The sequence below is a fragment of the Flavobacteriales bacterium genome, from assembly GCA_025210805.1.
In the GTDB taxonomy this organism is placed as follows: Bacteria; Bacteroidota; Bacteroidia; order Flavobacteriales; family CAJXXR01; genus JAOAQX01.
In genome coordinates this window covers 59,914-74,597 of record JAOAQX010000011.1, presented here as the reverse complement: position 1 = coordinate 74,597, position 14,684 = coordinate 59,914, and the positions used below count along the sequence as shown (strand labels likewise).

Annotated in this window: 11 protein-coding genes; 7 read left to right on the top strand and 4 right to left on the bottom strand. The window is 34.6% G+C overall.

Annotated elements, in window-relative coordinates:
* Window positions 1-113: 113 nt before the first annotated feature.
* The 3 genes from N4A45_05850 to N4A45_05840 form a co-directional block, all read right to left on the bottom strand.
* Window positions 114-698: a thioredoxin family protein gene (locus N4A45_05850; GenBank protein MCT4664738.1), complete on the bottom strand. Its 585-nt coding sequence runs from the start codon at window positions 696-698 to the stop codon at window positions 114-116.
* 185 nt (window positions 699-883) lie between these two features.
* Window positions 884-1,348, bottom strand: a complete 465-nt coding sequence (locus tag N4A45_05845; protein MCT4664737.1) for an LEA type 2 family protein — start codon at window positions 1,346-1,348, stop codon at window positions 884-886.
* A 32-nt stretch (window positions 1,349-1,380) separates the two neighbouring features.
* Window positions 1,381-1,803, bottom strand: a complete 423-nt coding sequence (locus tag N4A45_05840) for a hypothetical protein (GenBank protein ID MCT4664736.1) — start codon at window positions 1,801-1,803, stop codon at window positions 1,381-1,383.
* A gap of 166 nt (window positions 1,804-1,969) precedes the next feature.
* On the opposite strand from N4A45_05840, the gene N4A45_05835 reads away from it, so the two are divergent.
* The 5 genes from N4A45_05835 to N4A45_05815 all read left to right on the top strand — a co-directional run bounded on the left by N4A45_05835 (window position 1,970) and on the right by N4A45_05815 (window position 12,147).
* Window positions 1,970-5,683 carry a carboxypeptidase regulatory-like domain-containing protein gene (locus N4A45_05835; protein ID MCT4664735.1) on the top strand — a complete coding sequence of 1,238 codons (3,714 nt, stop codon included), beginning with the start codon at window positions 1,970-1,972 and terminating at the stop codon, window positions 5,681-5,683.
* Between the two features lie 20 nt (window positions 5,684-5,703).
* Entirely contained in the window at window positions 5,704-9,945 is a 4,242-nt protein-coding gene (locus N4A45_05830) for a T9SS type A sorting domain-containing protein (protein ID MCT4664734.1), read from the top strand.
* A 25-nt stretch (window positions 9,946-9,970) separates the two neighbouring features.
* On the top strand, window positions 9,971-11,047 hold the full coding sequence (locus N4A45_05825) for a PorV/PorQ family protein (protein MCT4664733.1): 1,077 nt from the start codon (window positions 9,971-9,973) through the stop codon (window positions 11,045-11,047).
* A 227-nt stretch (window positions 11,048-11,274) separates the two neighbouring features.
* Window positions 11,275-11,751: a transcription elongation factor GreA gene (greA, locus tag N4A45_05820; protein MCT4664732.1), complete on the top strand. Its 477-nt coding sequence runs from the start codon at window positions 11,275-11,277 to the stop codon at window positions 11,749-11,751.
* Window positions 11,752-11,754: 3 nt separating this feature from the next.
* Window positions 11,755-12,147, top strand: a complete 393-nt coding sequence (locus N4A45_05815) for an HIT family protein (GenBank protein MCT4664731.1) — start codon at window positions 11,755-11,757, stop codon at window positions 12,145-12,147.
* Window positions 12,148-12,183: 36 nt separating this feature from the next.
* On the opposite strand, the gene ruvC is transcribed toward N4A45_05815, so the two are convergent.
* Window positions 12,184-12,738 carry a crossover junction endodeoxyribonuclease RuvC gene (gene ruvC, locus N4A45_05810; GenBank protein MCT4664730.1) on the bottom strand — a complete coding sequence of 185 codons (555 nt, stop codon included), beginning with the start codon at window positions 12,736-12,738 and terminating at the stop codon, window positions 12,184-12,186.
* Here ruvC and N4A45_05805 point away from each other — a divergent pair, their 5' ends adjacent.
* Both N4A45_05805 and N4A45_05800 read left to right on the top strand, forming a co-directional pair.
* Complete coding sequence (locus N4A45_05805) at window positions 12,739-13,602, top strand: hypothetical protein (protein MCT4664729.1); 864 nt, start codon at window positions 12,739-12,741, stop codon at window positions 13,600-13,602. It abuts the gene before it with no gap.
* Window positions 13,599-14,681, top strand: coding sequence for a glycosyltransferase (locus tag N4A45_05800; GenBank protein ID MCT4664728.1), 1,083 nt, complete (start codon window positions 13,599-13,601; stop codon window positions 14,679-14,681). Before N4A45_05805 ends, N4A45_05800 begins: the two co-directional genes overlap by 4 nt.
* Window positions 14,682-14,684: the final 3 nt, after the last annotated feature.

The window sequence follows — 14,684 nt, the reverse complement described above, 5'->3', positions numbered from 1 at the left end:
AAAAAAAGCTCCCGAATGATTTTTTTTCGGAAGCTTTTTGGGGTTATTTGCGAGAGATAACCCTATAAGAATAAATTGTGACGTTTGACTTTCAAGCAAATTTAATAAATAACTTAGTTGTTGTCTATTGTTTTTTTGAATTCTTCTTCAAAACTTTCATTCACATGTTTTGCATACCAAAGGTGGAGTTCTTTGTCATAAGGTTGCCCCATTTCTTTATTTCGCTTTACAATTTCGCTAGCTTGAGCAGTTCTTGGTCCCCAATGATTAATTAATTCACCAGTTTCAGAATTCACCCGAATGAGTTTTGGAATAGATCTCCCGCCGTTGGTTAAAAATTGATCCATCAATTCTAGATTTTCATCTCGATAGAGAATTTCTAAATCAATATTCTCATTTTTGTTCGCTATTTTAGCAATCTGTGCTAAAACCTGAGCGGCATCGCCACACCAAGATTCCGTGAGTAGGAGCCACTTTTCAGATTCATTGATGCTTTGCACAGCAGTTGTAATATTTTCTGAAGGTTGGTATCTTTTGTCCCACTTTCTCATTCTTTGGGCATTTATTTTGGTATAGTTAATTAGATTATCTAATTGAAGTTCACCAGATGTTTTCCCTTCTTTCGCTAGAGACTCTTGTTCTTTATAAAACTGCTCATAGCTCATTCCTTTTCCAAAGTGCTTTTTTAAAGTATTCATTTTATTTTTTCTAATTGGTTGTTGTGTCTTTGTGTGTTTATTTTAAAAATACTTACAAAGTTATAGCCTTACATTATTATAGAAAGGATCTTTTGGAGCTAGTAGATAAAAAAAGATCCAGGAAGCGTAATGCTTCTTCCTGAATCTTTTTTAGATTGATTAGGATATATTTTTTAGAAAGTTCTCTATTTTTTAAGCGTAAAATCTATAGAATCATCCATTTCGTGGGTGTAGAAAAAAGCCTCAAAATCGAACACTAATTTTCCTTTGTACTGAATTTTTATCTCTTTGTTTTGTACGGCATTCAAAACAGAACCCAGTATTCCTGTAGATTCCCCATAAATTTTACTTAAGGGAATATTCACACGCATAGGAACTGTAAAATCTTTTTTTGCCTCAACATCAAAAGAGTTGGCAGTATTTACTGTTGCCACTTTTCGGTTATCGATCAATACATCTACTTCTACACGGTCTATTTTTCCTCCAAGATCATTAGGGTTAAAATATTTTGCATCCACTAGAAGTGTAGCGTGTTTTGCGTTTATAGATTCGATTTTAACTTTACCTAGACCTTTATACTCTGGATCTTTATTTACGTCACAAGAAATAATACTTATAATAAGTACTAATGATAAAAGAAGTTTTTTCATTGGGCTTATATTTTTGTGCAAAAGTAATAAAACTAGTTCCAGATTCTTAATTCATTTCCATCAAAGGTATAATTATATCGTTGTAAGTTGAATTCACTCGGTCCATTGAGAACCTCGCCTGTGGTTATTAGAAACTGAGACCCGCAACATTTATCTATGAGCTTAAAGCTATTTTCTTTTTCAAAATCTACAATTTCACAATCATCTAGAGGATTATAAGGGCAAGCTCTATCAAATACTTGAAAACTATTTGTGCCATCTCTATACACCACAAGTCCACGGACACCACCTTCTAGAAATAGGCTTCCACCAATGGCTCCTAGATCAAAATAAGCACCAGAACCAGGGTAAATAGTTAACTGAATATTTTTTTTAGGAAAATTCGGATTGAAATTATTGTCATCGCAAGCAATAATTAAGAGTAAAAAAGGAAGAAGAAAGATTTTTCTGAACATTTTAAAATAATGTTTTTAAGGCTATTAAAACGATCTATAACAAGAATTGTTACCTTAGATTAAGTAAAATTACGTTAAAAAATTGTTAAAAAATGCTTTGAATAATTATTTGATTTGTATAATTTTACCAAGTTGTCAGTAGATATAATTAATTTAAAATACGTTTATGCTGAGAAATCTACTCTTAATTTTTTTAGTTACAGGGCTGTCCTTTAGTGCGTTTGCACAGACCCTGCGAGGTGTGGTTACAGATGCTGCCAGTGGTGAAACATTGATCGGTGCGAACATTGTCGTCAAAAACGGAGAGACTATTGTAAAAGGTGCAGCCACTGATATTGATGGTCGTTATCAAATAAATGGTATTGATGCCGGAACATATAATGTGGAAATTTCATATGTTGGTTATTCTCCAATAAAAAAGGCTGGAGTAATAATTACTCCAACGGGAATTACCAATGTTAATGCAGCTCTCCAAGAAGGAGGTTTGATGGATGAGGTTGAACTAGTCTCTCATGTTGATCCTATAATTAAGGATGAGCAAATCACGACTATTAGTGCTGAGAAAATCAAAGAAGCTCCAATTAGAAACTTGAATGCATTAGCATCTTCAGGTTCTAGTGGTATCGATCAAACAGATAGAAATGGTGGTCTGAATGTAAAAGGAGGTCGAGGTGGCGAAGTTGTTTACTTTGTTGACGGAGTGAAACAGAGAGGATCAAGTTTGAATCTTCCTCAGCAAGCCTTGGATCAGATGAATGTAATTATTGGAGGTGTCCCTGCAGAATATGGAGATGGAGCTTCTGGGATTATTTCAGTTGTTACGAGAGGTCCTTCATCAGTAACAGCAGGTGGTATCGATTTTGAAACCTCACAATTCTTAGACCCTTATGGGTATAATAGATTAGGAGGATATTTTACGACTCCACTTATTTGGAAAGATAAAGATGCTAAAATTCCATTAATTGGAGTTTTTGCGTCTGCGCAATTACTTTATCAAGGAGATTATTCACAATCTAGATATATATACAAAATTAAGGATGAGGTATTAGATAATGCAAGAAAAAATCCGTTAATTATCACGGGGAATCCAAATGCACCAATTGTTAATCCTACATTGAGTTATATAAGATCATCCGATATCGAAAAATTAGATCATTTGGAGGGTGCTACGTCATTAGGATTAACTTCTCAAACCAAATTCGATGTTAAGTTGGGAGAATATTCACGTCTAAAAGTTGGTGGGACCTTTACTTTAAATAACACGGATCAAATGAGTAGAGCCTTGATTTTTGCCAATCCTGATTATGAATATAAGACAAAATCATCTAATCTTAGTGCTTATGCCACTTTTCAACAATTTTTTCAGAATGAATCTGAGGATGGTGAAAAGGCTACTATTCAGGATGCAATGTATACACTTCATGCCGACTATTCGTTAAATAATTTAACACAAGAAAGTCCTAAACATGAAGATAATCTTTTTAGATACGGTTATGCAGGGAAATTTACGCCAAAACAAAGAGATGCTTTTCTTCCATTTAATTACAGGAATAATGAATATACGGTATTTAACAAAATCACAGGAGAAGAAGAAACGGTAAGAATTCAATCTACAAGTGATGAGCCCTTTCCAGACAATAGTACATTTTCTCATGTTATAAGGTTTGCGGGAGCAACTCCAGAGTCATTTTCATTTACGCCTAGCAGTATTAATGAAAATCATGCAAATTTAGCATCACAGTATTTTGGTTTTGCTAATCCTTTAACAACTGGATCAATCAATTCTTTGCCACAAGGAGTAAGAAATGGTACAAGTCCTGCTTCTTTGCTGTCTTTATGGTCTAATGTAGGTATAAACCCAGGGTCTAGATTTAAACAAAAAGTTTCTCAATTTAGATTTACTGGTTCAACATCAGGATCAATCGGGAATCATAACCTAAAGATGGGGTTTGAATTTGAGCAGAGATCATATAAAACTTATAATGTAGGAGCGTCTAATTTATGGAATGTTGCTCGTTTGGTTGAAAACTCTCATTTATCTGGGGCTAATTATAAATATGAATTTAATGGTGAATATAACCAGCAGAATCAAGCAATATTAGATGCGATTCCATTATATGAGGAAAGTCAAATTGTAGGGTACGCCAAAAATGTTCGTGACCGTTTTGGATTAAGTTATGATAAGCCTGTTTACACAGATGCCATGAATCCTGACGATTTGAGTATTGATTTATTTAGTCAAGAACAAATTTACGATCAAGGTTTAGCTTCTGGTTTGGGATATGATTTATATGGAAATGAAATCACAGGTTCACAACCTACTTTCAACGATTTTCTTACGGATTCTCTTGCAGATGGAACATTAACGAGAAAAACTTCAGCATTTGAACCAATTTATATTGCAGGATATATTCAAGACAAATTGACATTCAATGATATGATTTTGAGTGTAGGTATCCGTGTTGATAGATACGATGCAAATCAGCCAGTTCTTAAAGATAAATATACTATTTATGACGCAAGAACTGCTTCAGAAGTTAATTTTGACAAATTTGGAGCGACTCGTCCAAGTGCAATTGGTGATGATTTTGTTGTGTATGTAGATGATGAAGATAATCCAAAATCTATTACAGCCTATCGAGATGGAGATAACTGGTATGATGCCCAGGGTAATAGAGTTACAGATTTGCAGAAAATTGCAGGAGCTTCAGGGTCACCAATACCATATCTTACTGAAGATGCAAAAGAAGGCGGTTTAGTAAAAAACTCTTTTGTAACAGATAAAGCTTTTACTGATTATGAGCCAGAAGTAGTTGTAATGCCAAGAATTGCATTTAACTTCCCAATATCTGATGAAGCTAAGTTTTTTGCAAATTATGACCTCTTGACTCAAAGACCTGGGACAGGGAATGGGATTTTTAATCCTGGTCAAATATTGGATATAGCCCGTAGATCTACAAGTGTTCGTTCAAGTGCAAATCCAGATTTGAAAATGCAAAAAAACACAAATTACGAAGTAGGTTTTAAACAGAAGTTAACAGATATCTCTGCTATTTCATTATCTGCATTTTATCGAGAGCAAAGAGATATGATTCAGATTACACAAGTAACAAATGCTTATCCAATTTCTTATACTCTATTCGATAATCGAGATTTCGGTACTACAAAAGGATTTACTTTAGAGTTTGAAAAAAGAGTAGGTGAAAATGATAATTTAAGTTTAACAGCAAATTATACATTACAGTTTGCTGATGGAACAGGATCAAATTCTGCTACGGCAGCTGGTCTAATACGAGCAGGTATTCCTAATTTACGACAAACATTACCATTAAGTTTTGACACCAGACATACATTAAAAGCTCAAATTAGATATGGCTTCCCATCTGGGGATGCGTATAATGGTCCTGCGAAATTGAAAAATGTTTTGCAAGGAATGTCTATATTTTTATTGGGTAATGTTGCTTCTGGACGTCCATATACATTAGGTGGAATACCATATGCCTCACAAGAAACAGGAGCGGCTACTAGTCCTTCTATAAAAGGTACGGTAAATGGTTCAAGACTACCATTTAGGTACAATATTGATTTATCATTATCCAAAAGATTTACGATTGCTCGTGAGGGAAAGAAAGATATAGGAATGAGAGTTTATGCTGGAGTTCAAAACTTATTAAATACAGAAAATATTTTAAGTGTATTTAGAGCAACAGGTAATTCTAATGATGATGGTTGGTTGAGTTCTCCACAAGGTCAGGATAAAATTAATGCATTGGGAGACCAAGGAAACACTTATGTTGATTTTTATAACACACGCTTAGATAATCCTTACAGATATTCGTCTCCAAGAACAATACGTGTTGGTGTAAGTTTTGAGTTTTAATCGTTAAGCAGAAAAAAATTATGACAAAAAATAGCAAAATACAAAGCTTTTTAGCCATGGCAGGTCTTATTGGTGCTTTTAGTACTACTGCGATAGCGAAAGAGAATATAGGTATTCCTAATGCGAATACTAAATCTAAACCACAAGTGGTCTTAGCAAATAATTGTTTACCATCAACATCTAAGATTGTTATGGAACTCAATAATGTGCGTACAACATTACTCGGTGGTGGAGACTTTTGGTGGGATTTGAATTCTCAACCAAAATATGAAATTCCAAAAAATTCAGGTAAACACTCTGTATTTGCAGGATCTATTTGGATGGGTGGTTTAACACCAGATGGAAACTTGAAAGTTGCCGCCATGACCTATCGTCAAGGTAACCAAAATGACTTTTGGTCAGGTCCTCTTGATGGAAGAAAAGAAATAGAAAATGCTTCGGGGGATTTAGTGTCAAATCCAGATTACGGGCAAACTAATGTGGACATCTGTAATGACTATGATGATCACTTTTCAGTAACCTTAGAAGAGGTTAGCTCTTTTTATAATGACTGTCAAAAGGCTGGTGGAGCTGGAGGTATTGAGATTCCAGAATCCATAAAAAACTGGCCGGGAAACGGTGTAGATGGTGAATTACCATATATTCTTGCTCCTTTTGTGGATTTAGATGACGATGGAATTTATGAATGGCAAGATTGTGAATACCCTGCTTATAAAGAGGTGGATAATGCGAATACAGCCAATATTAGCTGTGATGATGATAATGCGAATCTAATTTTCGGTGACCAAACGATTTTTTGGGTATATAATGACCGAGGAAATATTCACTCCGAATCAGGAACTGAAGCGATTGGTGTAGAAATTCGTGCTCAAGCATTTGCTTATACTACTAATGATGAAATTAATGATATGACTTTCTATAATTTCAGAATTATTAACTATTCTCCTGAAGATTTAGAGCAAACTTATTTTGGTACTTGGGTGGATTCTGATGTCGGTTTTGCTTTTGATGATTATGTTGGATGTGATGTTCAACGTGGATTAGGATATACCTATAATGGTGATGGAAATGATGAAGGAGCTAATGGATATGGACAAAATTCTCCTGCATTAGGTCTGGATTTCTTTAAAGGTCCTAAAGCTGATGTTGGTGATGGAATTGATAATGATAAAGATGGTTGTGTTGACTGTACTTACGGTACTGATGCGGATGGTAATCAAATCGAAATACCAGATTCACTTCCAGAAGGTCGTGAAACAATTATTATGTCTAAGTTTGTATACTATAATAATGACTTCTCTAACTTTGGAAATCCAACAGAGGGTCAACATCATTATAACTACCTTCGAGGACGTTGGAAAAATGGATCTCCATTAACGTATGGAGTTAATGGAACTGAAATTAATGGAGAACCTTGTGATTATATGTTTCCAGAAGATACAGATCCAGCCTTTTCTACTCCGTGGACAGAGCAAACTGCAGGGAATACGCCTGCTGATAGACGTTTCTTAACCTCTGCGGGTCCATTTACTCTGGAGCCAAATGTTGTAAATGATATTACTACTGGTTTAGTTTGGGCACGTGCTAGCTCAGGAGGTCCTTTTGCTTCAGTTGCTAAACTAAAAGCTGCCGATGATAAAGCTCAGGCATTATTTGATAATTGTTTTAAAGTGTTAGATGGTCCAACATCTCCGAATTTAGATATTGTTTCATTGGATCAGGAACTTGTTTTTCAAATTATAGGAGTTGGAAACAATGAAAATGAAAGTTACGAAGATGAGGATGTCACTTTAATTGAAACTGGTGATTTTCCAATTCCAGATAATAAATATCGATTTGAAGGATATCAAATTTTTCAATTGAAAGATGAAACTGTTGTACCTTCAGATATCTATGATGCATCTAAAGCTAGATTAGTTTTCCAAACAGATATTAAGAACTTTAGAAAAAAGATTGAAGAAGAACTAAATGCTAGCGGAGAAGTAACTTCTGTTGATACTGTTGACAATTTAGATCAGCCAATTACTGGACTAATCAACTGGGAATATGATCAATCTGTAGATAACAATGTGCCCAAAGATAAAACAATACAGGCTTCTAATACTGGTATAAAGCATAGTTTCAAATTAAGTAGAGATGCCTTTACGAATCAAGCTTTGGTAAACAATAAGCAGTATTATTATATGGCTATTTCTTATGCCTATAATGAATATATGAAATATCAACCAGATGTTCCTTATGGAAGTGTGCAAAATATTTTTGAAGGAAATTCTTCGGGTCAAAAAAGACCATATTTGGCAGGTCGTAAAACTTCGGGTACAGACGGAATTTCAATTTATAAGGCTAGACCAAGAAAAACTGCTATAAATAAGAAGGGAGACTATGGAGTACGCCCAGCAATGACAAGAATTCAAGGTGCTGGTTCAAACTCTTTTGAACTTGACTTTACACCTGAATCTGAAGCAAAAGTATTAAAAGAATATTGTGTTGCTCAAGCTGAATATAAAGAAGATAAAACACCTATTAATTTATACGTAATAGATCCATTCTCGGTTCCTAATGCTAAATTTATGCTGGAACTTTATAATACTGGATCTACTGGTGCTACCAAAGAATTGAAGTTTGATAGAACTTCTTGGAGAATGATTAAGGATTACGATGGAGCAAATCCTGATACTGTATATTCTAAGGCAACTTTACTTTCAGCAAATGATCAAATCATTCCTGAATGGGGAATTGCTATTGAATTCGATACGGATTTTGAAACCCCTCTAAACCCTGAAAGTGGAAATGCAACAAATGGACTTATCGGTTGGGAGATAACTTATGATAATCCAAATGATGAATGGATGACCTTCTATTTTGATGGTGATTATCCTCAATCTCAAAACTGGATACTCTCAGGAACTGCTCAAATACCAAATAGAGATTTCGAATTAACTCCTGGTGAAGATCAAGATAACCGTTATTGGATACAAGATGTTAGGCTCTCAAAACTTCCTGATGTTCCAACTTCAGGTTCTCCAGACAACCCCGATTTTGCGGATCCAAGACAGCGATATAAAGAAATTGCGGGTGGTGGAATTGCTCCATATTGGTTAACAAGTCCTGATAATGGATACCCTAGATATGTATCTAGTTATGCAACAAACCTTCACCTAAGTGGTGATGAAAAAGATCGTTTTAAGAATCTTTCATCTGTGAAGATCGTATTTACAAAAGATCGTTCAAACTGGACAAGAGTCCCAGTTATCGAAGCACATCACTATGTAGATGACCAAGATGACTATAAGGATCTTAAAGATGTTAGAAAAAGACCTTCTGTGGATAAAGATGGTAATCCTGACAATAGTGGAACAAAAGGATGGTCTTGGTTCCCTGGATATGCTTTAGATAAGAGTACAGGTCAACGATTGAATATGATGATTGCTGAAGATTCTGCTTTAGTAGATCATAATGGTAATGACATGATGTTTAATCCAACTGATGAAGCTGGTAATGATGAATTCGAAAGAGACCAAGACAGAGATAATTTGGTAGTATATCCTAACAAAATAGCTGGTGGTCGTCATTATTTCTATGTAATGAGTTCTCAATATGCTGGAGATAATGAAAAAAATCATGAGTTATTTGATAGAATTAGTAAAGTAGCTAATCTAGCTGATAACAAAAATGGTGGTTCATCTGATAAAAACAAGATTTTTGAAGACGCTATGTGGGTAGGAGTTCCAATGTTAGCTAAAGACAAAGAGTGGTTATCTAACGATGTTGCAATCAATATCGATATTGCTCAAGAACTCACTAGATGGGGAGCTGCTACATCGAGCTCTAAATTTAGAGGATGTGCCGAGACAGAAATGAATAAAGCCTATCCAGCTTATACATTCAAAACGGATAATATTACGATCACGAATGATTTAAATGACAGAGAATCTACAAAAGGTGGAACACAATTGGATCTAGTGAATGTAGTGCCGAATCCATATTATGGACTTTCGTCTTATGAAAAAGGACCTTTGGATTATAAAGTAAGAATTACAAATCTTCCTAAGAATTCTGTAATTACAATCTTAAACGCAAACGGTTCATTAATTAGAACACTTCGTTCAGACGATGGAGGTGATTTAGATTGGAACTTAAAGAACAATTATGAAGTAGCAATCGCTTCAGGAATTTACTTTATTCACATCACTTCACCAGAGGGAGAGAGAACAATCAAGTGGTTTGGTACGCTTAGAAAACTTGACCTCGATACATTCTAATTGTTAACAAAAGTAGAAACGAAAAATGATGAATATCAAAAAATATATCAACAAAAAGTTTACAACGATTGGTTTGGGATTACTAGCGATGACTTCAGTCTTCGCTGGTAATGACCAACGTATAGGGCAAGCTGGAGCAACAGAAATCCTTATCAATCCATGGGCTGCAACCTCAGGATGGGGTAGAGCATCTATGGCGAATGTGCAAGGATTGGAATCTGCTTGGAGCAACGTTGCTGGACTTTCACGCTCAGATGCAAAGATAGAAGTTGGATTATCAAGCACATTGTGGTTTGCTGACTCTTATGTAAATTCTTTAGGACTTGGATTTCAGATGTCAGAGGGAAGTGTATTGGGAGTTTCTTTAACTTCAGTATCCTTTGGAGATATCCTAAGAACTACGGTAGAGAACCCTGATCCAAATGAGAATATTTCATTCTCATTTGCAACTACTATTCTTGGACTACAATATTCTAAGAAATTTACCCAATCTATTTCTGGGGGACTAGGAATTAAAATGATCAACGAAGGAATGGCAGATATGTCTGCTTCTGGTTTCGCAATTGATATGGGAGTACAGTACTATGCCGGAGATAAAGACGAATTTAAGTTCGGTATTGCACTTAAAAATGTCGGATCAAAAATGACCTTCTCAGGAGATGGTGACGATACTCGTCTAATCTATGAATCTCAAGAACATCCAGCGTTTTTCCAAAACTTTGATGCACGTATGAGAGGTTTTGAATTGCCTACGCAGATGGAATTAGCTGCCTCATACGACTTCTATTTTGCTGAAGACATGCACAGAGTAACTCCAGCATTTTCATTTACATCAAATGCATTTGGTGCTGATATCCTTTCGCTAGGAGCAGAATACCAATATAAAAGTCTTTTAAGACTTCATGCTGGTTTTGATTACCAAGACGGGATAACAAGTGACATAGGAAGTGGTAGAAATACTGCTTTAACAGGTCTTGCAGCAGGTTTTGAGGTAATGCCTTTTAAATCGGAATCGTTAGACAAAGTATCTATTGCTTATTCTTATAGAACAGCAAATCCACTTAGTGGAATACATGCTTTCTCACTGAATTTTCAGTTTTAAAAGAAAAAACAAAATTTAGTATATTTGTAAAAGAAGCTCAAACTGAGCTTCTTTTTTCATTGGTCAAAACTCAGATCACTGAGTATGGTTTAAATAAAAAGCCATGAGACACAATATTCCTAGGACTACTATTACTAACAAAATTTTACTTTAATTGTAAATGGTGGTTTCTAGCAGTTAATTGATAATCCCAGATGCTTAATTGCATTTGATAAAAAAGTATTAGTATGAGTAATATATCTTATTATACAGAAGAAGGTCTGAAAAAACTTAAAGAAGAATTAGATCACCTGAAATTCGTAAAAAGACCCGAAATATCTAAACAAATTGCCGAAGCAAGAGATAAGGGTGATTTGTCTGAAAATGCAGAATATGATGCCGCAAAAGAGGCTCAAGGAATGCTTGAGATGAAGATTGCCCAAATGGAATCTCATGTGGCGAATGCACGTATTATTGACGAAAGTCAATTGGATAACTCCAAAGTTTATATTCTTTCTAATGTAAAGATTAAAAACTTAAAGATGAATCGTGAAATGACATATACGCTTGTTGCGGAATCTGAGGCGAATTTGGCACAAAAGAAAATTTCTGTAACTTCTCCAATAGGGAAAGCATTGTTAGGTAAAGAAGTTGGAGATATCGTAGAAGCTCAAGTTCCTGCAGGAATATTACAACTAGAAATTTTGGAAATTACCCGAGGATAAATTATGGCGAGTATTTTTACTAAAATAGTCAATCGAGAAATTCCTGCATACATTATTGCAGAATCTGAAGAGTGTCTAGCATTTTTAGATGTGTTTCCTATTACAGAAGGACACGTATTGGTTATTCCTAAAAAAGAAATTGATAATATTTTCGATTTAAGTGATGATGAATTAAGTGCACTCCATATTTTTGCTAAAAAAGTGGCAAAAGCCATGGAGCAAAATTTTGATTGTACTAAAATAGGGATGTCCGTTGTAGGGCTAGAAGTGCCACATGCACATATCCATCTAATTCCAATTAATTCTGTTGGGGACATGGACTTTAATCGACCAAAATTAAGCTTCGAAAAAGAAGAATTTGAAAAAATTCAAAATCAAATAAAATCTTTTCTTTAGAACTAAAAAGCCACCAAATAGGGGGCTTTTTTTAGATCATTTTTTTCTTTCAGGATTCGCTTTCAAAAAGGCATCCCAGCTAGAGTATGACTTACCTTGTTGTAGTGGATTTTTACTTTGAAGATGATGACAAACTGCTGCTGCAAGCCCATCAGTGGCATCAAAATCTTTAGGAACCGTCTTTAAATTCAGCATTTGCTGGAGCATAAAACTCACCTGCTCCTTACTGGCAGTTCCTTTTCCTGTGATAGATTGCTTAATCTTCTTAGGGGCATATTCAGTTATTGGAATATCTCGGTATAAAGCTGCAGACATCACAACTCCCTGAGCTCTTCCAAGCTTTAACATAGATTGCACATTCTTTCCAAAAAAAGGTGCTTCTATGGCTAAGTGATCAGGATTATACTCATCAATTATTTGAAGACTCCGTTCAAAAATCTTCTGTAATTTTAAATAATGATTATTTAATTTGTGCAACATAACGGTGTTTAGCTCCAAAACTTCTAACTTCGTCCCAGAAACTTTTAAAATCCCGAATCCCATAATGGTGGTTCCTGGATCCACACCTAAAATAATTTGCTCCTTTTTCAAATGAATATTTTTTACAAATATCTACATTCTTTTGATAGGCTGTTCTCCAAAAATGTTAAATGGATTCAGTGGATTCTATTGGCATTAAGTTTTTTTCTTTTTTATCAATATTTTGATCAAGCTTGGAACAAATGGGAACAGACAAAAATTAACTGGAGTCCGAGTTTTAGCATTTTTTTCTTTATCGGATTTTTTTGGCTGATTCATCATGCTTTAGAAACTTATCTCTGGATAGCGGTTGTGAAAAAAAGTTCAAGAAAAACGCTTTCCTTTAAACAAGCCTTGGTAATGAATTGGAAAGCACTTGTTATGTCTTTATCAACTCCTTTTAGAGTAGCTGAAATCCCTTTCAGAAAAAAGTATTTAGAAAGTTTAGGGATTCAGAAATCACAATATCAATCGGTTTTACAATTGTTTTTTATAAAACCTTTGTTTTATGTATTTGTTCTAGGTACAGTCTTACTATTCAGTTTTCAAGGAATTTGGGTGATTTTGGGCTGTTTTTTTCTACTCGTCTCGATTTTTGCTACCATTTTTCTATTTCAGAAGCAGAAATTCTGGGATATCTGGATCATAAATCTGTTGAGAGTTTTAGCCTATTTTGGAATTCATACTTTCATTTTATCTTTGATGCTTCCTGATATTGTATTTCTAGAGTTGTTAAAACCCATCGGATTAGTGCACAGTGCCTCTAGTTTTTTACCTCATTTTGCAGGAACAGATATCATTTTCAAAACCGCATTACAGTCTTTTCTTAAATTAGGAATTGATTTCAAATTGTTTAGTATGTCCCTCGTCATTCTTTGGATTCTTAATATTTTTATCCCCTCAATTGTTGGACTCTTTTTAAAACTAAAACCATGAGCTTCTACTTTCTTATTTTTGTCATTCTTATTTTCACTGCTGCATGGATGTTTTTTGCACCAAAAAAAAATGTGGAGGAAATGTTTAAGGTAACAGGATTGGAGTTACTTATTCCTTTTCGAAATGAAGAGAAAAATTTGCCATATCTTTTTCAGTATTTAGATGAGCAAGAAGGCATTTCTGAATCACAAGTCAATATTCTTTTGATAGATGATGCTTCTGAAGATCATTCCTTGGCTTTAGCCGAAAAATGGCAGAAAGAGACCAATTATAAGGTGAAAATATTAAGAAATACAGAAGCTTTGGGTAAAAAAGCAAGTATCAAAAAATTGTTTGAGAAATCTAATAAAAACTGGCTCTTGTTTACCGATGCAGATTGCCGTCCGCAGAACAATTGGTTACAATCTATGATGAAAATTTCCAAAAATGCCAAAATGCAGTTAGGGGCTGTTTGGATTACTGATCAAGGTCTTTTTGGAAAAATACAAAGAATGGAATTTGCAGCTATGCAAATGACAGCAAAGGCTTGCGTAGAGCAAGAAAAACCATTTTTGGCTTCGGCAGCCAATATGATGGTGCATAGAGAATTGTTTTCTCATTACCTTTTCCATGACGAAAACCAAAACAGGAGTAGTGGAGACGATATGTTTTTGCTTGATTTTGCCATTAAAAACAAACAAAAAATATCCTGGAATTCTCAGTCAAAAGTATTTACAAATCAAGTAGAGACTTTTAAGGAGTTTGTGGATCAAAGGGTGCGTTGGTTTGCGAAATCTCAATACTATAAAAGTAGTAATCTACAATTCTGGAGCTTCTTTTTTGGCTTATGGGGAATTTTAACACTCATTCTACTTTGGGTTCAGATGACGTATGGAACAACTTATTGGAATTATATTTTGTTTGCTAAATTTATAATAGACGGCATAGCATTAGGGTTGTTTTATAAAAAATATCAACAGAAATTTGAGATAGACATTTATTTAATGATGATTGTTTTTCATCCTATAATCTTAATTTGGATTGGCTTTAGTGCACTTTTTTATCGACCAAAATGGAAGGGAAATAAAATTAATAGATAGAAA